Origin of the sequence: Paraburkholderia mimosarum LMG 23256 = NBRC 106338 (assembly GCF_000739815.1) — a bacterium.
Classification (GTDB): domain Bacteria; phylum Pseudomonadota; class Gammaproteobacteria; order Burkholderiales; family Burkholderiaceae; genus Paraburkholderia; species Paraburkholderia mimosarum.
The window spans coordinates 52,879-77,228 of the sequence record NZ_BBJJ01000034.1 but is presented as its reverse complement, the minus strand read 5'-3'; the positions used below and the strand labels follow the sequence as shown (position 1 = coordinate 77,228).

General features: G+C 64.7%; 22 protein-coding genes and 1 pseudogene. 12 read left to right on the top strand and 11 right to left on the bottom strand.

Translation table 11 applies throughout. The annotated features are described in order from the left end of the window. The first annotated feature begins 98 nt into the window (after nt 1-98). Both BMI01S_RS23275 and BMI01S_RS39260 read left to right on the top strand, forming a co-directional pair. Nucleotides 99-1,229 (top strand): IS110 family RNA-guided transposase, encoded by a 1,131-nt coding sequence (locus BMI01S_RS23275; protein ID WP_036047363.1) that lies wholly within the window; start codon nt 99-101, stop codon nt 1,227-1,229. Between the two features lie 285 nt (nt 1,230-1,514). Then, nucleotides 1,515-1,745, top strand: a pseudogene (locus BMI01S_RS39260) (IS110 family transposase); the annotation flags it as partial. 342 nt (nt 1,746-2,087) lie between these two features. Here BMI01S_RS39260 and mtgA read toward each other — a convergent pair. The 5 genes from mtgA to mpl all read right to left on the bottom strand — a co-directional run bounded on the left by mtgA (nt 2,088) and on the right by mpl (nt 7,960). Continuing rightward, nucleotides 2,088-2,816, bottom strand: coding sequence for a monofunctional biosynthetic peptidoglycan transglycosylase (gene mtgA / locus BMI01S_RS23270; protein ID WP_028231723.1), 729 nt, complete (start codon nt 2,814-2,816; stop codon nt 2,088-2,090). A 95-nt stretch (nt 2,817-2,911) separates the two neighbouring features. Then, nucleotides 2,912-3,787: a shikimate dehydrogenase gene (gene aroE / locus BMI01S_RS23265; protein WP_028231724.1), complete on the bottom strand. Its 876-nt coding sequence runs from the start codon at nt 3,785-3,787 to the stop codon at nt 2,912-2,914. Next, on the bottom strand, nt 3,784-5,916 hold the full coding sequence (locus BMI01S_RS23260) for a ribonuclease catalytic domain-containing protein (protein WP_028231725.1): 2,133 nt from the start codon (nt 5,914-5,916) through the stop codon (nt 3,784-3,786). The genes aroE and BMI01S_RS23260 overlap by 4 nt, the downstream gene beginning before the upstream one ends. Nucleotides 5,917-5,996: 80 nt before the next feature. Then, on the bottom strand, nt 5,997-6,572 hold the full coding sequence (locus BMI01S_RS23255; RefSeq protein ID WP_028214461.1) for a YqiA/YcfP family alpha/beta fold hydrolase: 576 nt from the start codon (nt 6,570-6,572) through the stop codon (nt 5,997-5,999). Next, nucleotides 6,569-7,960: a UDP-N-acetylmuramate:L-alanyl-gamma-D-glutamyl-meso-diaminopimelate ligase gene (mpl, locus tag BMI01S_RS23250; RefSeq protein ID WP_028231726.1), complete on the bottom strand. Its 1,392-nt coding sequence runs from the start codon at nt 7,958-7,960 to the stop codon at nt 6,569-6,571. Before mpl ends, BMI01S_RS23255 begins: the two co-directional genes overlap by 4 nt. A gap of 307 nt (nt 7,961-8,267) precedes the next feature. On the opposite strand from mpl, the gene BMI01S_RS23245 reads away from it, so the two are divergent. The 10 genes from BMI01S_RS23245 (at nt 8,268) to BMI01S_RS23200 (ending at nt 16,788) form a co-directional block, all read left to right on the top strand. After that, nucleotides 8,268-8,912 (top strand): hypothetical protein, encoded by a 645-nt coding sequence (locus BMI01S_RS23245; RefSeq protein WP_028214463.1) that lies wholly within the window; start codon nt 8,268-8,270, stop codon nt 8,910-8,912. 11 nt (nt 8,913-8,923) lie between these two features. Beyond that, nucleotides 8,924-9,475 carry a TlpA family protein disulfide reductase gene (locus BMI01S_RS23240; protein ID WP_028231727.1) on the top strand — a complete coding sequence of 184 codons (552 nt, stop codon included), beginning with the start codon at nt 8,924-8,926 and terminating at the stop codon, nt 9,473-9,475. A gap of 193 nt (nt 9,476-9,668) precedes the next feature. After that, complete coding sequence (aroQ, locus tag BMI01S_RS23235) at nt 9,669-10,121, top strand: type II 3-dehydroquinate dehydratase (RefSeq protein WP_028214029.1); 453 nt, start codon at nt 9,669-9,671, stop codon at nt 10,119-10,121. 97 nt (nt 10,122-10,218) lie between these two features. After that, nucleotides 10,219-10,686 carry an acetyl-CoA carboxylase biotin carboxyl carrier protein gene (gene accB / locus BMI01S_RS23230; RefSeq protein WP_028214030.1) on the top strand — a complete coding sequence of 156 codons (468 nt, stop codon included), beginning with the start codon at nt 10,219-10,221 and terminating at the stop codon, nt 10,684-10,686. Nucleotides 10,687-10,892: 206 nt separating this feature from the next. Beyond that, entirely contained in the window at nt 10,893-12,260 is a 1,368-nt protein-coding gene (accC, locus tag BMI01S_RS23225) for an acetyl-CoA carboxylase biotin carboxylase subunit (RefSeq protein ID WP_028214031.1), read from the top strand. Between the two features lie 3 nt (nt 12,261-12,263). After that, entirely contained in the window at nt 12,264-13,160 is an 897-nt protein-coding gene (prmA, locus tag BMI01S_RS23220) for a 50S ribosomal protein L11 methyltransferase (protein ID WP_028214032.1), read from the top strand. A 136-nt stretch (nt 13,161-13,296) separates the two neighbouring features. After that, the gene (locus BMI01S_RS23215) at nt 13,297-14,625 is read left to right on the top strand and encodes a zinc-ribbon and DUF3426 domain-containing protein (protein ID WP_028214033.1); all 1,329 of its coding nucleotides are present in this window, start codon (nt 13,297-13,299) and stop codon (nt 14,623-14,625) included. A 105-nt stretch (nt 14,626-14,730) separates the two neighbouring features. After that, nucleotides 14,731-15,231 (top strand): thiol peroxidase, encoded by a 501-nt coding sequence (tpx, locus tag BMI01S_RS23210; protein WP_028214034.1) that lies wholly within the window; start codon nt 14,731-14,733, stop codon nt 15,229-15,231. A gap of 103 nt (nt 15,232-15,334) precedes the next feature. Further along, a complete protein-coding gene (locus BMI01S_RS23205) occupies nt 15,335-16,276 on the top strand; it encodes a carbohydrate kinase family protein (RefSeq protein WP_028231728.1) in 942 nt (313 codons plus the stop codon). Between the two features lie 35 nt (nt 16,277-16,311). After that, a complete protein-coding gene (locus tag BMI01S_RS23200; RefSeq protein ID WP_028231729.1) occupies nt 16,312-16,788 on the top strand; it encodes an outer membrane lipoprotein in 477 nt (158 codons plus the stop codon). A gap of 256 nt (nt 16,789-17,044) precedes the next feature. Here the strand turns inward: BMI01S_RS23200 and BMI01S_RS44055 are convergent, their stop codons facing one another. The 6 genes from BMI01S_RS44055 to BMI01S_RS23175 form a co-directional block, all read right to left on the bottom strand. Next, on the bottom strand, nt 17,045-17,626 hold the full coding sequence (locus BMI01S_RS44055; protein WP_028214037.1) for a histone H1-like DNA-binding protein: 582 nt from the start codon (nt 17,624-17,626) through the stop codon (nt 17,045-17,047). 28 nt (nt 17,627-17,654) lie between these two features. Continuing rightward, entirely contained in the window at nt 17,655-17,981 is a 327-nt protein-coding gene (locus tag BMI01S_RS43140) for a hypothetical protein (RefSeq protein WP_081723486.1), read from the bottom strand. Nucleotides 17,982-18,074: 93 nt separating this feature from the next. Continuing rightward, complete coding sequence (locus BMI01S_RS23190) at nt 18,075-19,298, bottom strand: ribonucleotide-diphosphate reductase subunit beta (protein ID WP_028214038.1); 1,224 nt, start codon at nt 19,296-19,298, stop codon at nt 18,075-18,077. Nucleotides 19,299-19,848: 550 nt separating this feature from the next. After that, nucleotides 19,849-22,836, bottom strand: a complete 2,988-nt coding sequence (locus tag BMI01S_RS23185) for a ribonucleoside-diphosphate reductase subunit alpha (RefSeq protein ID WP_028231730.1) — start codon at nt 22,834-22,836, stop codon at nt 19,849-19,851. A gap of 562 nt (nt 22,837-23,398) precedes the next feature. Next, the gene (gene ampD, locus BMI01S_RS23180) at nt 23,399-24,037 is read right to left on the bottom strand and encodes a 1,6-anhydro-N-acetylmuramyl-L-alanine amidase AmpD (protein ID WP_042290715.1); all 639 of its coding nucleotides are present in this window, start codon (nt 24,035-24,037) and stop codon (nt 23,399-23,401) included. After that, nucleotides 24,034-24,342 carry a PP0621 family protein gene (locus tag BMI01S_RS23175; RefSeq protein ID WP_028231732.1) on the bottom strand — a complete coding sequence of 103 codons (309 nt, stop codon included), beginning with the start codon at nt 24,340-24,342 and terminating at the stop codon, nt 24,034-24,036. The genes ampD and BMI01S_RS23175 overlap by 4 nt, the downstream gene beginning before the upstream one ends. Nucleotides 24,343-24,350 lie beyond the last annotated feature (8 nt).

Sequence of the window (24,350 nt, the reverse complement as noted above, 5' to 3'; positions counted from 1 at the left end):
GCCGCGAGGAAGTATGCGCGGGTTAGCATGACTGCCAGAGCCGCATTGAGTGGGGACGGAACCGCCACTCAACGGTGTATTCCGCCGCGGAGGCCAGCATGGAGCACGATAGCACGCTGTATGTGGGCTTGGATGTCCACAAGGATTCGATCACGGTCGCCTATGCGATCGGGATGAGCGAAGTGGAATTGTTCGGCAAGGTCGGCACTATGCAGATCGATGTCGACCGGTTGTGTAAGCGGCTGCAGTCGAAAGCGCGGCACATCTGCTTTGTCTATGAAGCGGGCCCGTGTGGGTACGGCCTGTACCGACGGCTGGTCGATAAAGGCTTTGACTGCATGGTCTGCGCACCGTCGCTCATTCCACGCAAGCCAGGTGATCGCGTCAAGACGGACCGCCGTGACGCGATCAAGCTGGTGCGCTCGCTGCGCGCCGGCGACCTGTCAGCCGTGCATGTGCCGACGGTTGAAGATGAAGCGTTCCGCGACCTGGCCCGCGCCTGGTCGGCCGCCAGGGAAGACCTGAAGGCAGCACGCTGCAGGCTCAAATCTTTCCTGCTAGCCCACGGCGTCCACTATCTCGGCCGCCCCAACTGGGGACCGACACACAGGCGCTGGTTAAGTACGTTCTCGTTCGACAGCGTCTGGCAGCAACTGGCGTTCAACGAACATCGGCGCTCGATTGAGGACCGGCTCGCGCAATGCGAGCGGCTGGAAGTGGCTTTGCATGAAGCCGTCATCAGTTGGCGGTTCTATCCAGTCGTACTTGCTTTGCAAGCGATGCGCGGAATCAACTTCACCTCGGCAATCGGCCTCGTGTCCGAACTTGGTGACCTGACGCGTTTCGAACATCCACGGCAACTGATGGCCTGGATTGGCGTGACGCCTTCGGAGCACTCCTCGGGTGGGAAACGGCGTCAAGGTAGCATTACCAAGACCGGCAACAGCTATGCACGTAAGCTGCTGGTTGAATCCGCCTGGAGCTATCGGCATCCGGCACGCGTGAGCATCGATATCCAGCGCCGTCATGAAGGTCTACCCAAACCGATAATCGATCGTGCCTGGGACGCACAGCTGAGGCTGTGCAGGCGATATCGTAAGCTCGTCGCCAGAGGAAAGACCGCACACGTCGCCATCATCGCTGTCGCGCGCGAGCTGGCTGCCTTCATCTGGGACGTCGGTCGACTTGGGATGGCTCTGGCTGTGCCGCTCAGCGAACAAGCGGCATAAACGAGAGGACGTAACTGACGAAAGCCGAGCACCATCGAAAGTTTCCTGAAGGCGGCGCAGCCCGGTATTCGAGTAACCCGCGACCACGTTTGGCAACGACATCAGTCGACTTGCGTAGCAAGGACGCGGCAGGCTCATGAGACGGACCTCTGTAATGCGGTAACCAACCCGCGAATATCAGCTTGATCCACCGTCGAGATTTACTGCTACGCCGCCCTCAGGAAATTTGCTCTAACCATGGAGTAGATCTTGAAAACCGATCCCGATTGACACTGTGAGTCATATCAGCGCGGCGACAAGAACTTGCGTCGACTGCTGGTGCAGTGCGCACGATCCGTCATGCAGAAGATCGAGCGGCGCACCGATCGTCTGGGCGCCTGGGTTCGGAGCCTGCTCACGCGACGGCATTCCAACGTGGTCGCCTGTGCGTTAGCCAATAAATTGGCGAGGATCGCCTGGGCAATCCTCGCCAGAGGCACACACTACCAAGGCGAACAGGCTGTAGCAGCAGCCTGAGGGCCACCACGTCGCGCATATCGTCCGTTTTACCAGGTCACTTCTGGGTTTGCGACGCGAGACACGTGAAGACTTAAACGGCTCAACGGCCGGGCAAGCAACCTGACAAAGAAAACAGCACTCTGATGCTGAGGCGTTTATGAGGTTTGCCCGGCGCGGCTCTCATCATGGGGCGGGAACACGTTCCCATCACGACCCCGGATAGATTTACGCATGCCCAATTTACGTCAACATCGACTCGCTTGCAAAAGTCAGGCTGACCATAGATTTTCATTGGCACGTGAACTGGTCTCCATGCGTGGCCTCGCTGCGTGGCCTCCTGGGTGGCCTCAACGCGCGGCCTCAATGCGGGAGTTCAGCGGCCCCCATGCGCCGCGCGATGACCGCGGTGCGCTGGGCGAGGTACGCGGAGTTGCGATGCTCGTCGTAGTATCTCGGACGCGGCAGCATCACCGCGAGCCGCGCGGCCTGCCACGGCGTGAGCTTCGCCGCCGTGGTGCGATAGTAGTAGCTCGCGGCGGCTTGCGCGCCGTACACGCCATTGCCCCATTCCACCGAATTCAGGTAGATCTCGAAGATGCGCTCCTTGTCGAGCAGCGTCTCCAGCATCCACGTGATGATCAGCTCCTGGCCCTTGCGGATGTAGCTCTGCTCACGCGAGAGGAACAGATTGCGCGCGAGCTGCTGCGTGATGGTCGAGCCGCCGCGCACGATATGGCCGCGCCTCTTGTTCTTCTCCCACGCTTGCAGGATGGCGTCGGTCTCGTACCCGTTGTTGTTGACGAAGTTCGCGTCCTCGGACGCGATGATCGCGCGCTTCAGGTTGCGCAAGATCTGGTCGTACGGCACCCACTGGTGCTGGATCGAGAGACCGGGGCCATTTGCGGAAAGACGCGCGGAAAGACGCGCGGCGTCGGTGCGCATGAAGGCGGTCGATTGCGGATCGACGAAGTTCCAGAGCGCGATCTGCGCGAAGTAGAAGAGCTGCGTGGCGAACCACGCGATCGCGAACACGCAGACGACCCAGGCGAACCAGCGCAGTGCGCCGGGACGCGTTTGCGGCTTTGACATCCCCGCGCGACGCCCTTTGACGGACGCCGCCGCAGCTTGCGCGCCGATGGCTTGCCTGCGCATGGCGTCTTCTCCCTGGCGTGCGGCGGGCCGCTTTACGCAGCCTGCGCGGCGAGTTGCGCGCGCAATGCCGCCAGCACGGGCGCGCCCTCGGGTCGCACGCCGCGCCACACGAAGAACGACTCGGCGGCCTGCTCGACCAGCATGCCGAGGCCGTCGGCCGCGCGCGCACCGAGCGATTGCGCGTGGTGCATGAACACGGTGGGCTGCGCGCCGTACATCATGTCGTAGGCGAGCGTGCCCGCGCCGAACGCGCGCTCGTCGCATTCGGGCAAGGCGGCGTCCAGACTGCCCGCCGTCGCGTTCACGATTACGTCATAGGGATTCCGGTCTACGGCATGCGGTCCGCCGCCGAACAGCCGACAGCCGAACTCGCGCGCCGCGCCTTCGAACTGCTCGACGAGCGCGTGCGCCTTGGGCGCCGTGCGGTTCACGATGGTGATCTCGCGCGGCCGGCGTTCGAGCATCGGCAGCACGACGCCGCGCGCCGCGCCGCCCGCGCCGAGCAGCAGCACGCGCGCGCCTGCGAGCGAGACACCGAGGTTCACCTCGATGTCGCGCACCAAGCCGAAGCCATCGGTGTTGTCGCCGAAGATGCCGTCCGCGTCGAAGCGCAGCGTGTTAACGGCGCCTGCCGCCGCCGCGCGCGGCGACAGCTTGTGCGCCAGCGCGTGCGCTTCGAGCTTGAACGGCACGGTCACGTTCAGGCCGCGGCCGCCCGCCGCGTGGAACGCCTGCACGTGCTCGACGAAACCGTCCAGCGGCGAGAGCAGACGCTCGTAATCGATGCGCTCGCCCGTTTGCAGCGCGAACTGCGCGTGGATGTACGGCGACTTGCTGTGCGCCACGGGATTGCCGACTACGGCGTAGCGGTCGCGCTGCGCATCGGCAGGTGAGTGGCTCACGCTCATTCGCGCGGCTCCGTCGCGTGCTGTTCGCTCGATTGCTCCGCCGCGTCGGGCGCATCGCTCGCCGCCTTGCCCTCGCCCTCGCCCTCGCCCGCTTCCGCGACGGCTTCCGCTTCGCTCTGCGCGGAATCGTCGGCGGCTTCGATCAGTTCCTCGTCTTCGCCCGTCTCGTCTTCGGCTTGCTCGCCGCCCGTCACCACGGGCGCGTCGAGCACGCGCAGCATGCGCACCGAAGCCTCGATCGTCAGTTCGTCGATCGACAGCACTTCCATCATCACGCGCGTGCCGCGCGCATGCACGCCGAGCGCCGGCACGTGGATGAGCAACGGCACTTCCTCGAAGCGCACGAGGTCGTCCTTCACCACCGTTGCGGGGAACTCGCGACGCGCCTCGCGGCCATCTTCACCGCGCATTTGCTGCTGCAGCCAGCGCAGGCACCAGAAGTACTCCATGCGGCGCTGGTGGTCGGCGTAGGCGGTATAGGTCTCGTCGAAGCCCTGCACGACGGCGAACAGATCGGCGTCCTTGGGCTTGAACGGCGCGACGAGCTTGGCGGCCACGCCGTGCTCGACGCACGCGAGCAGCTGCCACTGGTTCACGAGGTCCACGTAACGGCGCAGCGGCGAAGTGCTCCAGGCATACTGCGCGACGCCGAGCCCTTCGTGCGGTGCGGCGTTGGTCTGCATGCGCGTGCGCTTGGGGCCGCTCGGCGCGCCGAACGCGCGCTGCGAGCGATAGATGCCCGGCACGCCATGGTCGTGCAGCACGGCGCCCCACGTCGAGTTCGCGAGAATCGCCAGCTCCGCGACGATCAGATCGAGCGGCGAGCCGCGGCGGCGCGGCGAGATGGTGACGTGCTCGCCGTCCACGTAGAAGTTGAAGTCGGTGTTGCGCTGCACTTCGCGGCGCAGGCCGTAACCGGCACGCGCCTGCTGGCGCTTTTCGAAGAGCGCCTGCGCGAACGGCCACAGCACGGCGATGTCGTCCTTGTGCGGATAGTCGCCCGTGCCCGCCGCGAGCGTCTCTTCGGTCACGACCTCGTCGAGCGTGTTGTGGCGCAGATTGCTCTTCACGAACACGCGCTCGGCACGCGTTTCGGTCGCGACGATCTCCTGCGTCTCGCGGTTTACGATGCAGTAGAGCGAGAGCGCCGGGCGCAGACCGCCTTCCTTGAGCGTGAAGGCATCGACGAAATCGTCGGGCAGCATCGTGATCTTGTCGCCGGGCATGTAGACCGTCGAAAGGCGCGTGCGCGCGATCGTGTCGGCGGTGTCGCCGCGCTTGATGCCGAGCGCCGGCGCCGCGATGTGAATGCCGATGCGCACGCGGCCGTCGGCCAGATGCTCGATCGAGAAGGCGTCGTCGATTTCGGTCGTGGTGACGTCGTCGATCGAGAAGGCCTGCACGTGCTCGGCGGCGTTGGGCAGATCCTCGGGCAGCGTGCCCACCTCGACGGGCGGGAAACCCGTGCCGTGCGGGAAGAAGTCCGCGAGAAAGCGCGCCTCGTGCAGCGCGCGCGGCGAAGCGATGCCACCGCATTCGAGCATGAGGCGCGGCATCGAAATGCCGCGCGCGGCCGCCGCCGCTTCGAGCGCCTTGTATTCGATCGAATTCTTGTCGGGCTTCGTGAGGAGGGCCAGCGCCTTGCCCTTGAACGCCTCGGGCAGGCCGCCCGCCTTCAGCTCCTCTTCGTAGCCGGCCTGCACGAGCGCCTGCTGACGCTTGCGCTCGAGCGAGGCGAGCGCCATCTTGAGCTGCTCTTCGGGCGCACGCTGATACTGCCCGCGGCCCTTGCGGCGGAAATACACGGGCGAGCCGTGCAGGCGCAGCACGAGCGCGGCGCGCTCGACCGGGCCGTAGGTTTCGCCGAAGTACTCGCTCGCGAGCGCCGTGTATGCGAACTCATCGGCGGGCGCGCACTCCCACAGGAAATCGAGATCGATTTCCTGGGCGGCGGCGTCCGCCTGCTCCAGCAGCTCGGCCGCAGAAGGCTTCTCGAACTCGATCAGCACGTCCTTCGCACGCACCTTGGCGCGCCGCCCACCCGGCAACTCGACCTGGAACGCATCGCCCTGGCGCGATAGCACGCTGCCGGCCTTGAAACTGCCCGATTCCTCAAAGAAAACGTTCACTCAATACTCTCGTTCAGACTTGCTTCGACCGCCGGCGCTGCGCGCAAGCGGTGCTGTATACATATAGGCGTTCGCACGCATCAGGCGGCATCGCAGAAACGGATCACTTCGTCGACGTAATCTGCAAACTCGCTGATGCCATGATCGCTGCCTTCGATCAGGTGCGTGGACACACCCGGATAGTGCGCGAGCATCTCGCGGTAATCGAGCACTTCGTCGCCGGTCGCGGCGATCAGATAGTAGCGCGCGGGTTGCGTCACCGTCGTAACGGCCAGCGCGCGCAATTCTTCCAGGTGACGCGGTTCGACGACGATGCTGCCGCCACCGTGCCAGAGCGGCTGCTCGCCGAGGTATTTCGACAGATCACGGTCGGGCACCACGGCGGGGTTCAGCAATGCGGCACGCCAGCCGTGCTTTTCCGCGAGATACGTCGCGAAGTAGCCGCCCAGCGAACTGCCGATGAGCGTCACGCGCTCGCCCGGCTTCACGCGCGCGCCGATTTCCCGCTCGGCAAGCGCGATGGCTTCGGCCGGCGAAACGGGCAGCGTCGGGCAAAGCCATTCGCCGCTGCGGCCCAGCTCGGCCAGGCGCGCCGCGAGCAGGCGCGCCTTGAACGACTGGGGCGACGAGCGAAAGCCGTGCAGATAGACGATCACGAGGCGCTCCGCGCGCAAAGCGCATCGAGCAGCTTTTGATGCACGCCGCCGAAGCCGCCGTTGCTCATCACGAGCACCTGGTCGCCGGGGCGCGCGGCTGCCGCGACTGCCTTCACCAGTGCCTCGATATCGTTGAATGCACGCGCCCTCTCGCCAAGCGGCGCGAGCGCGCCAGCGAGATCCCAGCCCAGCGCGTCCTTGCCGCTCGGCGCGCCGTAGCCGAACACGAGGTCGGCATCGGCAAGACTCGTGGGCAGCTGCGCCTTCATCACGCCCAGTTTCATTGTGTTCGAGCGCGGTTCGAGCACGGCCAGGATACGCGTGTTTTCGCGTCCGACGCGCGTACGCAATCCCGCGATCGTCGTTTCGATCGCCGTGGGATGGTGCGCAAAATCGTCATAGACGGTCACGCCGTCCACGCTGCCGCGTACTTCCATGCGGCGCTTCACGTTGCGGAACGCGGCAAGCGATTTGGCCGCCTGCGCGGGTGGCACCCCGACGCTGCGCGCCGCGGCAATGGCCGCGAGCGCATTCAGACGGTTGTGCTCGCCCTGGATCTGCCAGTCCACCACGCCTACGCGCTCGGCGTTGTGGTACACGGCGAAGCGCTCGTCCACGGCCACGCCGTCCTCGGCAGGCAGCGCCTGCCAGCCGCCGTCCACGCCGAAGCGCTCGACGTCGCTCCACACGCCGCGCGTGAGCACGCGCTCGAGCGCGTCCGAGCGGCCGTTCGTGACGATGCGGCCCACGCCGGGAATCGTGCGCACGAGGTGATGGAACTGCGTTTCGATCGACGCGAGATCGGGAAAGATATCGGCGTGATCGAATTCGAGATTGTTGAGCAGCGCCGTGCGCGGACGGTAATGAACGAACTTGGAGCGCTTGTCGAAGAACGCCGTGTCGTACTCATCGGCTTCGATCACGAAGAAGCTCGAATCGGTGAGCCGCGCCGAGACGCCGAAGTTCAGCGGCACGCCGCCGATCAGGAAGCCGGGATTGAGGCCCGCGTCTTCCAGCAGCCATGTGAGCATCGAGCTCGTGGTGGTCTTGCCGTGCGTGCCCGCCACGGCCAGCACCCACTTGTCGCGCAACACGTGCTCGCCGAGCCACTGCGGACCGGACGTGTACGGCAAGCCGCGATTGAGGATCTCCTCCATCAGCGGGTTGCCGCGCGTGACCACGTTGCCGATCACAAAGAGATCGGGATTCAGTTCGGTCTGGCTCGCGTCGTAACCCTCGATGAGGCGGATGCCCTGCGCTTCGAGTTGGGTGCTCATCGGCGGATACACGCCTGCGTCGCAGCCCGTGACCGTGTGGCCCGCGCTGCGCGCGAGCACGGCGAGTCCGCCCATGAACGTGCCGCAGATGCCGAGGATATGGATGTGCATAAGCCTGTCGCGCCGCGCGGGCGTCGTGAACGGGTTAAATGAGTTGAGCGGGCTACCGGGATGGAGAAGCCGAAACGGCGGTCGTCCTGCGCCGCCGGAGCAAAGACCGGTATTGTACCCGAGGCCCCGAGCGGTATTGGCTCTCGGCCGCTTCAACGCAGGCTCGAAACGAGTGCACTTGGGGCAGGCGTGAGCCATGCGCAAACCGGGGGGCAAAGCCAGCCGCCCTGCCGTGACGGGCGCGTGCGACAACTCGCGTCCGGGGCCACCGACCAGAACCCAGGGCGATCTCTAGTATCATTAATGAATGGTTCGCAGATCTCATTTCGATCCCCAGCGCGTGCGCGAGGAAATCGCCATCGCGGCAGCAAGGATGATTGCCGAGGACGGCCTCGATTACGCCACCGCCAAACGCAAGGCAGCCCGGCAGGTGGTCGGGGAAACGCGTATCGATGGCAGCTGGCTGCCCGACAACGATCAGATCGAGGAAGAGATCCGGGAATATCAGGCCCTCTTTCAAGGCGACAGCCAGCCGTTGGTGCTGCGCCGCCTGCGGGAAATCGCGCTCGACTGGATGCAGCGGCTCGGTGCGTTCAATCCGTTCCTGACCGGCGCCGTCCTCAACGGTACGGCGGGCGAGCACTCCGATATTCATCTGCAGATTTTTTGCGATAACGCGAAGGATGTCGCGATCTGGCTCTTGAACGCGAACGTGCAGTACGACGTCTCGGAAACGCGCCATTTCGCGGCGCGGGGCTTCGTCGAGACACTCAGCTTCTTGTGGCGCCCGTCACGCACCGAGGAGCCGGTGGGCATTCATATTGCCCTCTACAATACCGACGACCTGCGCGGCGCCGTGCGTGCCGATGCGCGCGGGCGGCTACCGCGCGCCAGCGCTCAGGCCCTTCAGGCACTGATCGACGAGAGCGGCGCGACTTCCTCCACCTCTTGAAAGCGGCATAAATGAACACGAAGCGGATTCTGGCCGGCATGGCAGTGGCGGCGATCGCCGCAGGCGGCGGCATACTGGCCGGGCAGTGGGCGAACAGCGGCCGCGCCGGGGTGGCCGACGCAGCCTCGGTGAGCGGCAAGCAGACTGCGGTTGGCCAGCTGTGGTCGGCTGCGGTCACCAACCCGGACGGCAAGCCGCAATCGCTGGCCATCTATAAAGGCCGGCCAATCGTGGTCAACTTCTGGGCCTCGTGGTGCGGCCCGTGTGTCGAGGAAATGCCGGCGCTTTCGGCGCTGCAGCGCGAGTACGCGAAAAAGGGCATCCAGTTCGTGGGCGTGGGGGTCGATTCCGCGACGAATATCCAGACGTTCCTGAAGAAGGTCCCCGTCGACTATCCGATCTACGTCGCCGGGTTCGGCGGCGCGGACGTGGCGCGCGCCTTTGGCAACAACGCGGGCGGCTTGCCTTACACGGTCGTAATCGACGCGAACGGCGCCGTTCGTGCGACAAAATTAGGGCAAATCAAGCCGGACGAGTTGCGTCGTACGCTGGATGCGCTCTGAGGCAGCGGTCGTTTGACACAACGTTAGGCGCCGTACCGGGTATTTTCCCGTGAGAAACTTGCCTTTTGGCTGAAGATCGGCCCGACAACTCGTCGCGCGGCGAGATCGGGGCCATATCCCCTTTTCGGAAAACTAGACAAAATTCTCTAATCAGCGCTAAAGTTCGCGCAATTCCACGGAAAAAGAAGCGACCATGACGCGACTGCTGGTTCTGCACGGCCCCAACCTCAATCTTCTCGGCACCCGGGAACCGGAGGTGTACGGGCGCGTGACGCTCCCGCAAATCGACCAGGCGCTCTCTGACCGGGCGGCAGACGCTGGCATCGAACTCGCCACGTTCCAGAGCAATCACGAAGGTGCGCTGGTCGACCGCATCCAGGCGGCCCGCAACGAGCAAACCGACTTCATCCTGATCAACCCGGCCGCGTACACGCACACGAGCGTCGCGATCCGGGACGCGCTGGCCGGTGTCGGCATCCCGTTCGTCGAAATTCACCTGTCGAACGTGCATCGCCGCGAGCCCTTCCGCCACCATTCGTATTTTTCCGACCAGGCCGAGGGGGTGATCTGCGGCCTCGGCTGGAAAGGTTATCTCTACGCGCTCGAATACGCGCTCGACCGGCTTGCTGCCCGGTCCGAGGCCTGATTCCCGCGCCGGATGACCGTCAACACCTGACAATAACCCGTGCCGGGACGCGCGCGTCCCGGCACTTCACGTATTCAAAGCAAAAAGGGGCTGCACCATGGATCTACGTAAGCTGAAGACTCTGATCGACCTCGTCTCCGAATCGGGCATCTCGGAGCTCGAAGTGACTGAGGGTGAAGGCAAGGTGCGCATCGTCAAGAACGCGCCCCCCGTTTACGTGCAGCAAGGTCCCGCGCAATACGCGGCGCCGGCCCTGGGCGCTGCGCCCGCCGCGCCGGCCCATGTCGGCGAAACCGCCGCAGCGGCGCCCGCCGCCCCCGCCGCGCCGCAAGGCCATGTCGTGACCTCGCCGATGGTGGGCACGTTCTATCGCGCACCTTCCCCGGGCGCGGATCCGTTCGTCCAGGTCGGCGACACGGTCAAGGAAGGCCAGACGCTGTGCATCATCGAGGCGATGAAGCTGCTCAACGAGATCGAGTCGGATGCGGCCGGTGTGGTCAAGGAAATCCTCGTCGAGAACGGCCAGGCAGTGGAGTACGGCCAGCCTCTCTACGTGATCGCCTAAGCTTCTGCGCGCGGCGGCGGCCTTCTTTTGCGGGCCGCGCCGCGTATGTCGCCCGCGTTTGTCGCATTTGCGCCCATGACGGCGACGCACGCGATCGATCCTCAGCGTTTTACATGGGATCGCAGGAAGCGCCAAAGCGCTAACTCCGATCGACAGGTGTCCGCATCAGCGACTCGCGGCGCCCATTGATGAGTCGAATACCCACCATGTTTGAAAAAATCCTCATTGCCAATCGTGGCGAAATCGCGCTCCGCATCCAGCGCGCGTGCCGCGAACTCGGCGTCAAGACGGTCGTCGTCTATTCGGAAGCCGACAAGGAAGCCAAGTACGTGAAGCTCGCCGACGAGGCGGTCTGCATCGGCCCCGCCCCTTCGAACCTGAGCTACCTGAACATGCCGGCGCTCATCAGCGCGGCCGAAGTCACCGACGCCGAAGCGATCCACCCCGGCTACGGCTTCCTCTCCGAGAACGCCGACTTCGCCGAGCGCGTCGAGCAGTCGGGCTTCACGTTCATCGGCCCGCGCCCGGAAACGATCCGCATGATGGGCGACAAGGTCACGGCGAAGCAGACCATGATCAAGACCGGCGTGCCCTGCGTGCCGGGCTCGGAAGGCGCCCTGCCCGACGATCCGAAGGAAATCGTGAAGATCGCGCGCGCGATCGGCTACCCCGTCATCATCAAGGCGGCGGGTGGCGGCGGCGGGCGCGGCATGCGCGTCGTGCACACGGAAGCGGCGCTCGTGAACGCGGTCAACATGACCCGCGAGGAAGCCGGCCGTGCGTTCGGCAATCCGCAGGTCTACATGGAGAAGTACCTCGAGAACCCGCGCCACATCGAGATCCAGATTCTCGCGGACTCGTTCAAGAACGCCGTATGGCTCGGCGAACGTGATTGCTCGATGCAGCGCCGCCATCAGAAAGTGATCGAAGAAGCGCCGGCGCCGGGCATCGCGCGCCGCCTGCTCGATCGCATCGGCGACCGCTGCGCCGACGCCTGCAAGAAGATGGGCTACCTCGGCGCGGGCACCTTCGAGTTCCTGTACGAAAACGGCGAGTTCTACTTCATCGAGATGAACACGCGCGTGCAGGTAGAGCACCCGGTCACCGAGCTGATCACGGGCATCGATATCGTGCAGGAGCAGATCCGCATTGCCGCGGGCGAGAAGCTTTCGTTCCGCCAGCGCGACATCCAGTTGAAGGGCCACGCCATCGAGTGCCGCATCAACGCCGAAGATCCGTTCAAGTTCACGCCGTCGCCGGGCCGTCTCACGTCGTGGCACATGCCGGGGGGCCCGGGCGTGCGCGTCGACTCGCATGCCTACAATGGCTATTTCGTGCCGCCGAACTATGATTCGATGATCGGCAAGCTGATCACCTACGGCGCCACGCGCGAGCAGGCCATTCAGCGCATGCGCATCGCGCTATCGGAAATGGTGGTCGAAGGCATCCAGACCAACATCCCGCTGCACCGCGAACTGATGCTCGATGCGAAGTTCGTCGAGGGCGGCACGAGCATTCACTACCTGGAAAGCCGTCTGGCCGAACGTCAGGCAGTGAAGAAGGACGAAGCGTAATTCATGAGCTACCGGGAACTGATCGTCGAGCTGGATCGCCATCGCGCGGAGGCGCTCTCCGACGCGTTGATCGAGCTTGGCGCCCTCTCGGTGTCGGTGGAAGACGCCGACGCCGACACGCCCGACGAGCAGCCGCTCTTCGGCGAGCCGGGCCTCACGCCCGAGCGCACCGCGTGGCAGCATTCGCGCGTGATTGCGTTGATCGGCGCCGATCAGGATCCCGCCGTGCTGCTCGCGGCCGCTTCGAACGAGCTTGGCCTCGCGCAGGCGCCGAAGTATTCGCTGCGCGAAGTCGAGGAACAGGACTGGGTGCGCCTCACGCAATCGCAGTTCGACCCGATCCAGATCGGCGAGCGCATCTGGGTCGTGCCCTCGTGGCACGATGCACCCGATCCCGACGCGCTCGTGCTCGAGCTGGACCCGGGCCTCGCGTTCGGCACGGGCAGCCATCCCACCACGCGTCTGTGCATGGAGTGGATCGAGCAGCACGTGCAGCCCGGCAATTCGCTGCTCGACTACGGCTGCGGCTCGGGCATCCTCGCGATCCTCGCGAAGAAGTGCGGCGCGAATCCGGTGATCGGCATCGACATCGATCCGCAGGCGGTCGAGTCGGCGCGCCACAACAGCGAGCGCAATCGCGCGGAGGTCACCTACGGCCTGCCCGACGATTGCCCCGCCGGCGAGTTCGACATCGTCGTCGCCAATATTCTTTCGAATCCGCTCAAGCTGATGGCCTCGATGCTGTCGTCGCGCGTGAAGCCGGGCGGACGCATCGCGCTCTCGGGCATCCTCGCGCGCCAGGCCGACGAAGTCGCGCAGGTCTACGCCCGCTGGATCGACATCTCGGTCTGGCGCGAGCACGAAGGCTGGGTCTGCCTCGCGGGCACGCGGCGCACGTAATTCCATACAGGCGCGATCGGGCTTGCTCGAGCGCGGATCGCGCCCCATGCGGGACGACCGAAGTCGTAGGGTGCGGCGGATTGCCAGTAGAATGCCGGTATCGCCAACCTCCGGTCTCCCCAGATCCCAGGCTCACATGCTGCTGGCAACGCGCTGCCCCTTCTGTGAAACCGTATTCCGTATTCAGCCCACGCAGCTTGCCGTGCGGCGCGGCCTCGTGCGTTGCGGGCATTGCCAGGAAGCGTTCGATGCGTCGGGCAGTCTCTACGAGGTGCCCGAAGGCGGCGATTTCTCGCGCGCCGTGCCGCTTGCAGGCGAGATCGCAGCAAGCCTGACTGCGACTCCGCCGGAAACGGCTTCGCACGCTGCAGCGCAATCGGCGGCGCCGTCCGCGTTTCAGCCCGGGTTTCATCCTGACACCCAGAACACCACACAGGCTGCGGAGCCGGCAGTCAGCGCGCCATCGCAAGAGCCGCGCGTGCCGCTAAACGCCACGCCCAATTTCACGAATCGCACGTGGGATCCGTGGGCGCCACCCGCTGACACCCAGCTCGACCCGCGCTTCAGGTACAACGCCGATCAGCTGGCGCACAAGGGCGCCACCCCAAGGGCGACGCCTGGCGCCGAATCGAAGTTCATCGCCGACGATGAACCGTCGCACGCTGCGCCCCGCGCGCCGGCGCCATCTGCCACGGCGGCATCCGTGCCCCCGGCGCAGAACACCCAACCCGCCGAGCCCTTCCCGCCCGCGGCACGCTGGACTCGCAGCGAACCGAACCTCGGCGCAACGGGTCCCGCGGAGCCGACCTTTTCGGCCAACGAAGCATCGGCGGCGGGTCGCATCAACGATCCTGAGCCCGCGCTCGGCCCTCGCATCCGCCAAGACGAGCGCGAACCCGCGTTCAGCGCGCTTCCGCCCAACGACGGTGCGTCGCCGTTCGCCGTCACGCGCGAAGCGCCTGCGCGCCCGCGCGGCTCGCGCGCCATCGTCTGGCGGTTTCTGGGCACGCTCATCGCCATTCTGCTTCTCGCACTGCTCGCTGTGCAGCTCGCCTGGTGGCAACGCGAAACGGTGATGGTCTACTGGCCCGACTCGCAGTCGCTTTATCAACAGGCGTGCGAGCAACTCGGTTGCCGGGTGATGCCGCCACGCGACATCGACGGGCTGCTGGTCGAGCCGTCCGAGCTGCGCCAGGTCGACAATGAACCGCATCATCTCGAACTGAAGGTGCCACTGCGCAACCGCTTCAACGTGGCGCTGGCCTACCCGGCTATCGAGCTCTCGCTGCTCGACCGGCAGAGCAATATCGTCGTGCGGCGCGTGCTGTGGCCGCAGGATTACGTTACGCCCGGCACGCCCATCGAAGCCGGTCTGCCCGCACGCACCACGCAGACGATGATCGTGCGGCTCGACACAGGCGACGTAGTGGCATCGAACTTCCGCATCGAAATCTTCTATCCCTGATGTTCCGTCTGCGCGCGGGTGCACTGACGTGCCCAGCGCGATTCCCGGCGCGCCGCTTACGCGCGTGTGCCATTCACCACCACATGCATTCCCGGAGTGCACATCATGAGTCAAGTCACGCTAGGCGGTAACCCGATCGACGTCGCTGGCACGTTCCCGAGCGTCGGTCAGAAGGCACCGGCGTTCTCGCTCGTCGGCAAGGATCTGAAGCCCGTCTCGCTCGCCGATTTCGCCGGCAAGCGCAAGGTCCTGAACATCGTGCCGAGCCTCGACACGCCGACCTGCGCCACCTCCACGCGCAAGTTCAACGAAGCCGCAGCCGGCCTCGACAATACGGCCGTCGTCGTGATTTCGGGCGACCTGCCGTTCGCCGCTTCGCGCTTCTGCACGACCGAAGGCATCGCGAACGTCGTCACGGCCTCGACGTTCCGCGGCCATGACTTCGCGCAGGCCTACGGCGTGGATGTCACGAGCGGCCCGCTCACCGGTCTGACCGCGCGCGCCGTCGTCGTGCTCGACGAAAACGACAAAGTGCTGCACGCCGAGCGCGTGAGCGAAATCAAGAACGAGCCGAACTACGACGCCGCACTCGCGGTGCTGAAGTAATCCGGCAGCGGCGCGCTCTCCCAGCGCCTGCGCTCGCAAGCCTGCCTGCAGGCCAGTGCGCCGCCCTTTCCCCTACCTACCACGCCCTACAGGAATTCCCGCCTTGGCTACGCTGATCTGCGGCTCGCTCGCCTACGACAACATCATGACTTTCGAAGGTCGCTTTCGGGAGCACATCCTGCCCGAGCAGGTGCACATCCTGAACGTGAGCTTTCTCGTGCCGACGATGCGCCGGGAATTCGGCGGCTGCGCCGGCAACATCGCGTACTCGCTGCATCTGCTCGGCGGCGACGCGCGCATCATGGCGACGCTCGGCGGCGCCGACGCGCAGCCCTACATCGAACACCTCGACAAGCTCGGTCTCTCGAAAGCGCACGTGCGGGTACTGGACGACACGTGGTCCGCGCAGGCGATGATCACGACCGATCTCGAGAACAACCAGATCACCGCGTTCCACCCGGGCGCGATGATGCAGTCGCACTTGAATCGCGCCGACGAGGCGCCCGGCATCAAGCTCGGCATCGTCGCGCCGGACGGTTTCGATGGCATGGTCCAGCACGTCGAGCAGTTCGCGAAGGCCGGCATCCCGTTCATCTTCGATCCGGGCCAGGGTCTGCCGCTCTTCGATGGGGCGTCTTTGCGGCGCGCCATTGAACTTGCTACTTACGTAGCGGTCAACGACTACGAAGCCAATCTCGTCAGCCATCGCACCGGCTGGTCGTTCGACGAAATCGCCAGCCATGTCGACGCGTTGATCGTCACGCGCGGCGAGCACGGCTCGCAGATCTACCACAGCGGCAAGATCGAGGAGATTCCTCCGGTCAAGGCCGCCCGTGTGCTCGACCCGACCGGTTGCGGCGACGCCTTCCGCGGCGGCCTGCTCTATGGCATCGAGAACGGCCTCGACTGGGCAACCACGGGGCGCCTCGCGAGCCTGATGGGCGCGCTCAAGATCGAGCATCTCGGTCCGCAAAACTATGCGCCCACGCGGGCGCAGATCAACGAACGGTTCAAGGAGGCCTTCGGCTACGAACTGCCGAACTGAACGCGGGCGCCGCGGCGCCCATTGGAGCTACGGGAATGAAAATAACAAGTCGTCTGATTGTTGCAGCCATGATCGCGGGGTCGCTCGCGATGTCGGGCTGCGCTTATAACAGCAGTTCCGCCGATGTCTATACGGCCTCGCAGGCGCAGCGCGAGCAGTCGGTGCGCATGGCCACGGTCGAGAGCGTGCGCGCGGTGAAGATCAGTTCGAACAACGGCCAGCCTAGCGGACTCGGCGCGATCGGCGGCGGCGCGCTCGGCGCGGTGGCTGGCAGCGCGATCGGCGGCGGCAAGGGCTCGATCGTCACCGGCATCATCGGCGGCATTGCCGGCGCCGTTGCCGGCAACGCGGTCGAGAACGGCGTGGCGATGCGCGACGGCCTCGAGATCACGGTGCGCCTCGACAACGGCGACTACCGCGCCATCACACAAACTTCGACCGGCGAGGTCTTCAACGCCGGCGACCGCGTGCGGCTGCTGTCGAGCGGCGGCGTCACGCGCATCACACACTAACGCTTTCCCCTGTACCGCAGTGGCGCGCCTCGCGCCGGATGCGGAACCTCAGGCGCATGTGCTCCCCTGTGCATGCGCCTTTTTTCATGCCCGCGCGCGGCGCGAAAACGCCCAACTGTTACGAAGTCCAGACGAAAAAAATCCCGCCGCGGGCAACCCTGCGACGGGATCGGGACCGGGCCTTGCGCATCCTGCCGCCTTGCCCGGCCAACGAAGCACGCAAACGCCGTAGCGGGCGCGCTTCGTCTCGTACTGCTTACGGACGGCTGCCGGTCGGGAACGGCCATGCAGCGGCCGGATTCAGGGCAGTCTTGACCGTTGCTGCGGGCGCGGCCGGTTGCGCAGCGGGGGCAGCAGGCGCGGCAGCGGCAGCCTTCGCAGGCGCCTTCTTGGCAGCCTTCTTGGCAGCAGCCTTCTTCGCAGGCGCAGCCTTCTTGGCAGCAGCCTTCTTCGCAGGCGCCTTCTTGGCTGCAACCTTCTTCGCTGCGGCCTTCTTCGCCGGTGCTGCCTTCTTGGCAGCAGCCTTCTTCGCAGGCGCCTTCCTGGCTGCAACCTTCTTCGCTGCAACCTTCTTCGCTGCGGCCTTCTTCGCCGGTGCTGCCTTCTTCGCAGCAACCTTCTTCACAGCGACTTTCTTGGCTGCAACCTTCTTCGCTGCGGCCTTCTTCGCCGGTGCTGCCTTCTTCGCAGCAACCTTCTTCACGGCGACTTTCTTCGCTGCAACCTTCTTCACGGCGACCTTCTTGGCCGCGGCCTTCTTCGCCGGAGCTGCCTTCTTCGCTGCAACCTTCTTCACTGCGGCCTTCTTAGCCGCCGGTTTCTTCTTGGCAGTAGCCATTTTTTTCTCCTTCAGGTTCAGATGAGAGTCAGTTCAAACCACACCCTTCGTCAAAACCCGCTTCCCGCGAACGCTTCTCACGGCGCACGCTGCGAAGCGGGCTATTCATCGGCGTACGCTGATCCCGCGCGCTTACGCTAATGAATGCGGTAAGGCGCACCGTGCCACGAGGCACAGCGCGCCAGGTCATTCCGGCGTCGGCTGCCGACACCGGACAACGTTCGTTGAAAGCGGCGGCCTCACCACTCGCGAAGCCTGCGCGCTTTTCCGGGGGGAAGTTTGCCCATCCCTCTGAAGGGTTCGCAAAGTGCCTTGCACGTAGGTGAGCCACCTGGGCTCCTGGCACGCTTTGCATCAGGCGTTCCTGCTCCTGGTCATCATGCCGGTCGAGGCGGCTCGCGCGCCGCCTCCGGCAACCCCTAAAGACTTGCACCGCAGTGCGCCCGGGTTATTCCCAGGACAGCGCACCGCCCGTCTGATATTCGATCACGCGCGTCTCGAAGAAGTTGCGTTCCTTCTTCAAGTCGATCATCTCGCTCATCCACGGGAACGGATTCTCTTCGTTCGGGAACAGCTGATCGAGACCGATCTGCTGGCAACGGCGGTTGCAGATGAAGCGCAGATAGCTCTTGAACATCGATGCGTTCAGGCCGAGCACGCCGCGAGGCATGGTGTCCTCGGCGTAGCGGTACTCGAGGTCGACCGCATGCTTGAACAGTTCGGTGATCTCCGCACGGAACGCCGGGGTCCACAGGTGCGGGTTTTCAAGCTTGATCTGGTTGATGAGGTCGATCCCGAAATTGCAGTGCATCGACTCGTCGCGCAGGATGTACTGATACTGCTCTGCAGCGCCAGTCATCTTGTTCTGGCGGCCGAGGGCGAGAATTTGCGTGAAGCCCACATAGAAGAACAGGCCTTCCATGATGCAGGCGAACACGATGAGCGACTTGAGCAGGTTCTGGTCCGCTTCGAGCGTGCCGGTCTTGAACGACGGATCAGTCAGCGTATGGATGAACGGGATCAGGAACTCGTCCTTGTCGCGGATCGACTTGACCTCGTGGTACGCGTTGAAGATCTCGCCTTCGTCCAGACCCAGCGACTCGACGATGTACTGGTACGCGTGCGTGTGGATCGCCTCTTCGAACGCCTGGCGCAGCAGGAACTGGCGGCATTCGGGCGCCGTGATGTGGCGGTAGGTGCCGAGCACGATGTTGTTCGCGGCAAGCGAGTCGGCGGTCACGAAGAAGCCGAGGTTGCGCTTGACGATGCGGCGCTCGTCCTCGGTCAGACCGTTCGGGTCCTTCCACAGGGCGATGTCGCGGGACATGTTGATTTCCTGCGGCATCCAGTGGTTCGCGCAACCCGCCAGATACTTTTCCCAGGCCCACTTGTACTTGAACGGGACCAGCTGGTTCACGTCGGTCTGGCCGTTGATGATGCGCTTGTCGGCGACATTCACACGGGCTTCGGTCGAGACCGGCGCTTGCGGCGGCGGCGCAACGGCGAAGTCGCTGGCGAAGATGTTGGTCGCCGTGGAAGCCTGTGGAGCGGAACGCAGACCAAACTGCACCTGGGCAGCCTGGACAGCCTCACCCGCGGGGTTGCGCATTGCGTTTTGCTGCGCACCGCTCGACGGAGTTACGGCCGTGATCTCGTCATCCCAGTTGAGCATAAATGTCACCATCAATTTAGTTCGGTTTGTACCATCTTTTCGTGAGCGATAAAAGGGTTCGCACACGAAAAATCCTGTTTTCGATTCGCGCTGCGACCTCGATACAACACTTTGTTATCGCAGCCTGTCGATTGCATCGCGTGAGCACTGCGTAGAGAGCACTCATTCGTCGTGCTCACATCTCACGCGCGACGTGCTTCGAGGGTCTTCGCGACATCGAGAGCGTGTGTGAAGGACGGTGTTCGCCGCGCGCTTTTGACTCGCGCTGCGAGTGCGTTTTCACTCGCCGCTCACTGCTTGCCGCGCGCGGCGCTCTGACTCGCGCGGCCTTGAGTCTTGTCCCTGCGCGAAACTCCAGGGATTCCTTCCTGTTGCCTGCTTCGCGTATGGCAACGCGCTTGCCGCGAGTCGCCGGGAGTGAGGTGGCGCGCGTTGCGCGCGCCTGGCTGCTTCAGCGTTGCATCTACTACTGTTTACTACTGCGGCTTCGGTCCTCGCATGCTGCGCCCGGCGTTGCACCGCACGCAGCATGCGCGGGGTTCTTCGCCGGTTACTGGCAAGCCTCGCACTCTTCGAAGCCAGGATCGCCCGGACGCATCATGCACACCGGACCCTCTGCTTCCGGCGCAGCTTCAACGGCTTGCGGCGCCGACTGCATCGTGGTCGCGCCGCTTGCTGCACCGCCGAATGCGCCCGACGCACCACCGAACGCGCCGCCGACGTTGCCGCCGCCTTCACCGCCCGTCGGCACGGCGTTGAGCGCGCCGTGCGCAACCGTCGACTTCTCGACGTGCGTCGCCGCCATCGTGCGCAGGTAGTAGGTCGTCTTCAGGCCACGGATCCATGCGAGCTTGTAGATCTCGTCGAGCTTCTTGCCCGATGCGCCCGCCATGAAGATGTTCAGCGACTGCGCCTGGTCGATCCACTTCTGACGACGCGAGGCCGCTTCGACGAGCCACGTCGGATCGACTTCGAACGCCGTCGCATACACAGCGCGTAGATCGGCCGGCACGCGGTCGATGCGCGAGAGCATGCCGTCGAAGTACTTGAGGTCGGCGACCATGACTTCGTCCCACAGGCCGCGTGCCTTCAGGTCGCGCACGAGGTAGTCGTTCACCACCGTGAATTCGCCCGAGAGGTTCGACTTCACATAGAGGTTCTGGAACGTCGGCTCGATGCAAGGCGACACGCCGATGATGTTCGAGATGGTCGCGGTCGGTGCGATCGCGATGCAGTTCGAGTTGCGCATGCCGTGCGTCGCGATGCGCTCGCGCAGCGAGGTCCAGTCCATCGACTCGCTCGAATCGACTTCGACGTAGCCGCCACGTGCTTCGGCGAGCAGCTTGAGCGTGTCCTGCGGGAGGATGCCGCGATCCCACAGCGAGCCGCGGTAGGTCGAGTAGCGGCCGCGCTCCTGCGCGAGTTCGGTCGACGCCCAGTACGCGTAGTAGCAGACGGCTTCCATCGAACGGTCGGCGAACTCCACGGCCTCTTGCGAAGCAAACGGCGTGCGCAGGACGTGCAGGCAATCCTGGAAGCCCATGATGCCCATGCCCACCGGGCGGTGCTTCAGGTTCGAGTTGCGCGCCTTCGACACCGCGTAGTAGTTGATGTCGATGACGTTGTCGAGCATGCGCATCGCCACGCTGATGGTGCGCTTGAGCTTGTCGTGGTCGAGCGTGAACGTGCCGTCGGCCTGCTCCACCATGTGCGCGACGAGGTTCACCGAGCCGAGGTTGCACACGGCGATTTCGCTGTCGCTGGTGTTCAGCGTGATTTCCGTGCACAGGTTCGACGAGTGGACGACACCCACGTGCTGCTGCGGCGAACGGATGTTGCACGGATCCTTGAACGTGATCCACGGGTGGCCCGTTTCGAACAGCATGCCGAGCATCTTGCGCCACAGTTGCGCGGCCGGCAGCTTCTTGAACAGCTTGATCTCGCCGCGCGCGACCTTCTCTTCGTAAGCCGTGTAAGCCTGTTCGAACTCGGCCCCGAACTTGTCGTGCAGGTCCGGGCAGGTCGAGGGCGAGAAGAGCGTCCAGTCGCCGCCTTCCATCACGCGCTTCATGAACAGATCGGGAATCCAGTTCGCCGTGTTCATGTCGTGGGTACGGCGGCGGTCGTCGCCGGTGTTCTTGCGCAGCTCGAGGAACTCCTCGATGTCGAGGTGCCACGACTCGAGGTAGGCGCACACCGCGCCCTTGCGCTTGCCGCCCTGGTTCACGGCCACGGCCGTGTCGTTCACGACTTTCAGGAACGGCACGACGCCTTGCGACTTGCCGTTGGTGCCCTTGATGTGCGAGCCGAGCGCGCGCACGCGCGTCCAGTCGTTGCCGAGACCACCGGCGAACTTCGAGAGCAGCGCGTTGTCCTTGAGCGCTTCGTAGATGCCGTCGAGGTCGTCGGCAACCGTCGTGAGGTAGCACGACGAAAGCTGCGAGCGGTGCGTGCCCGAGTTGAACAGCGTGGGCGTGGACGACATGAAGTCGAACGACGAGAGCACGTTGTAGAACTCGATCGCGCGCGCTTCGCGGTCGATCTCGTTGAGTGCGAGGCCCATTGCGACGCGCATGAAGAATGCCTGCGGCATTTCGATGCGCGTGCCGTGCACGTGCAGGAAGTAGCGGTCATACAGCGTCTGCAGGCCGAGGTAGCCGAACTGCAGGTCGCGATTCGCGTCGAGCGCGTTGCCGAGGCGCTTCAGATCGAACTGCTGGAGCTTGTCGTCGAGCAGGCCCGCTTCCACACCGCGCTTGATGAACTGCGGGAAGTAGTCGGCGTAGCGCATGGCCATTTCGGCTTGCGTCACTTCCTCTTCGAGAATTTCGCGACGGATCGTGTGCAGCAGGATGCGCGCGGTGACCTGGCTGTACGCCGGATCCTTTTCGATCATCGTGCGCGCAGCGAGGATGGCCGAGTCGTAGACCTGGCTCATCGGCACGCCGTCGTACAGATTCTTCACCGTCTCCGCGACGATCGGGTCGGCGTTGACGGCATCGCCCAGGCCATCGCACGACGAGACGATCAGCGCGCGCAGCGCGTTCATGTCGAGCGGGCGCGTGACGCCGTTGTCCGTGACGTTGATACCGGGCGCGGCGGTCGCTGCCGTTTCCGGCGCGTGTGCGCGCTCCTGGTTGCGCTTCTCGCGATACAGCACATAAGCGCGCGCGACGTTGTGCTCGCCGCCGCGCATCAGCGCGAGCTCGACCTGATCCTGGATGTCTTCGATATGGAACGTACCGCCGTTCGGACGGCTGCGCACGAGCGCACGCACGACGTTTTGAGTGAGCTGCTCGACGAGTTCGCGAACGCGCGCCGAAGCCGCGCCCTGGCCGCCATTCACAGCGAGGAAGGCCTTCGTCATCGCGATCGCGATCTTCGAAGGCTCGAACGCCACCACGCTACCGTTGCGGCGAATCACCTTGTGGTCGGCGAACTGCTGCGCGCTCGTCTGGCCGTCTTGCGGTTGGCCACCCAGTGCATGCGCGGCAGGCGCGCCTTCATACCGGGTCGAGACGTTATCGGTCGTTTGCATGTGCAAAGCTCCTGAGGTCCTGGAAAGGTGCGAAGAGAGTTCGCGGATTAAGACGGACGCCGACGGCGTGCCCCCGTGTGCACACTCGATCGGGCGGAGAAAAAAGACCAGCCTGGCGAGGCTGCCGGATGCGACAAGGCAGATGAAACACGGACTGCTGCGGTCTTCATCGTGGATGTCGCGATCATTGGCTGTACCTTCTCTCTCGATTACAGCCGGTGCGCCGGTTCTCTCGGCCGAAGGCACCGTACAAAGTTTCTCTTTTTTCTATGCCGGTAACGCGCGCGGCGCCTTGCTTCGTGTAGCGGGGCGCCGCGGTACAACACAACATATGGTGTGAGGCCTTGTTTCGGGTACCAAGTATAGTGGAAGATCTGAGGCGCTCAAATGGCTTTTTTTGCTGGTCCTATCTTGACAAGACCACAAGCCAAGCCGCGCGGGCCTTACCGCCGAATGGCCCTTCGAGTGGTCTGCGAGGAGAGCGCGAACAGCCCGCATTCGCGCGCGGGACATGCTTATTTCTTGTGCAGACAGAGGGAGGTTTGGCTTCGCTTCGCGCGAGTCATGAAGTCGCGTTCTGCGCGTCGTGCCCCTGGATATAGGGGAAGCTCGCTGCCCCGAGCTGCGTATCGCGTTGCAGGCGGGCCCAGTCGAAGTGCGGGCCTGGATCGGTCTTGCGCCCGGGCGCGATGTCCGAATGGCCAGCGAGCGCCTCGATCGGATAGCGCGCGACGAGCGCCTTCACGAGCGCCGCGAGCGTGACGTACTGCGCCGCCTCGAAGGCCGTCGTGTCACTGCCTTCGAGCTCGATGCCGATGGCGAAGTCGTTGCACCGCTCGCGCCCGAAGAAGCTCGATGCGCCCGCATGCCACGCACGCTCGTCGCAGGAGACGAACTGTTCGAGCGCGCCATCGCGATGGATGACGAAGTGCGCCGAGACGCGCACGCCGCGCAGATGCGCATCGAAGTACGGATGCGCGTCGCAGTCGAGGCGATTGAGAAAGAGATCGGCGATCTCGTTGCCGCCGAACACGTTGGGCGGAAGGCTGATGTTGTGGACGACGATGAGCGTCGGCACGGCGCCGGACGGACGCGCCTCGAAGTTCGGCGACGGCAGGTGGCGCGCGCCGGGCACCCAGCCTTGCGCATCCACTTCGTAAGCGGGCGATTGCGGCGAAGCCGTCGACGCAGCAGCGCTCATCGTGCGGGACGGTCCTGGGCGCTCGTGCGCGCGTCGTAAGCGCGTGCGTGCTCGGCGCTGCAGAACGAGCGCGTACCCACGTTCACCGACTCGCTACGCGGCGCGTGCACGCCGCACTCGGCGCAGCGCACCATCGGCTCGGGCAGCGCGCCCTTGCCGCTCGCGCGGGCAGCCGCGCCGCTGGCGCTGCGCGCGGCGCCCTGGCCCGGTTGCGAAGGACGCGCTTGCGTCTGCGCGCGGCGCAGCGCCTTGACGAACCACTGTCCCACCACGAACAGAAGGACGAGGAGAAGAATCTGTCTCATCGGAACAC

Excerpts from the sequence above, each read along its gene's own strand:
- aroE (WP_028231724.1), bottom strand. The coding sequence starts at position 3,787 with ATGAGCGTGAGCCACTCACCTGCCGATGCGCAGCGCGACCGCTACGCC.
- BMI01S_RS23275 (WP_036047363.1), top strand. The coding sequence starts at position 99 with ATGGAGCACGATAGCACGCTGTATGTGGGCTTGGATGTCCACAAGGAT.
- accC (WP_028214031.1), top strand. The coding sequence starts at position 10,893 with ATGTTTGAAAAAATCCTCATTGCCAATCGTGGCGAAATCGCGCTCCGC.
- ampD (WP_042290715.1), bottom strand. The coding sequence starts at position 24,037 with ATGAGCGCTGCTGCGTCGACGGCTTCGCCGCAATCGCCCGCTTACGAA.
- tpx (WP_028214034.1), top strand. The coding sequence starts at position 14,731 with ATGAGTCAAGTCACGCTAGGCGGTAACCCGATCGACGTCGCTGGCACG.
- BMI01S_RS23245 (WP_028214463.1), top strand. The coding sequence starts at position 8,268 with ATGGTTCGCAGATCTCATTTCGATCCCCAGCGCGTGCGCGAGGAAATC.
- BMI01S_RS43140 (WP_081723486.1), bottom strand. The coding sequence starts at position 17,981 with ATGCAAAGCGTGCCAGGAGCCCAGGTGGCTCACCTACGTGCAAGGCAC.
- aroQ (WP_028214029.1), top strand. The coding sequence starts at position 9,669 with ATGACGCGACTGCTGGTTCTGCACGGCCCCAACCTCAATCTTCTCGGC.
- BMI01S_RS44055 (WP_028214037.1), bottom strand. The coding sequence starts at position 17,626 with ATGGCTACTGCCAAGAAGAAACCGGCGGCTAAGAAGGCCGCAGTGAAG.
- BMI01S_RS23240 (WP_028231727.1), top strand. The coding sequence starts at position 8,924 with ATGAACACGAAGCGGATTCTGGCCGGCATGGCAGTGGCGGCGATCGCC.
- BMI01S_RS23215 (WP_028214033.1), top strand. The coding sequence starts at position 13,297 with ATGCTGCTGGCAACGCGCTGCCCCTTCTGTGAAACCGTATTCCGTATT.
- mtgA (WP_028231723.1), bottom strand. The coding sequence starts at position 2,816 with ATGTCAAAGCCGCAAACGCGTCCCGGCGCACTGCGCTGGTTCGCCTGG.
- prmA (WP_028214032.1), top strand. The coding sequence starts at position 12,264 with ATGAGCTACCGGGAACTGATCGTCGAGCTGGATCGCCATCGCGCGGAG.
- mpl (WP_028231726.1), bottom strand. The coding sequence starts at position 7,960 with ATGCACATCCATATCCTCGGCATCTGCGGCACGTTCATGGGCGGACTC.
- BMI01S_RS23185 (WP_028231730.1), bottom strand. The coding sequence starts at position 22,836 with ATGCAAACGACCGATAACGTCTCGACCCGGTATGAAGGCGCGCCTGCC.
- BMI01S_RS23175 (WP_028231732.1), bottom strand. The coding sequence starts at position 24,342 with ATGAGACAGATTCTTCTCCTCGTCCTTCTGTTCGTGGTGGGACAGTGG.
- accB (WP_028214030.1), top strand. The coding sequence starts at position 10,219 with ATGGATCTACGTAAGCTGAAGACTCTGATCGACCTCGTCTCCGAATCG.
- BMI01S_RS23200 (WP_028231729.1), top strand. The coding sequence starts at position 16,312 with ATGAAAATAACAAGTCGTCTGATTGTTGCAGCCATGATCGCGGGGTCG.
- BMI01S_RS23190 (WP_028214038.1), bottom strand. The coding sequence starts at position 19,298 with ATGCTCAACTGGGATGACGAGATCACGGCCGTAACTCCGTCGAGCGGT.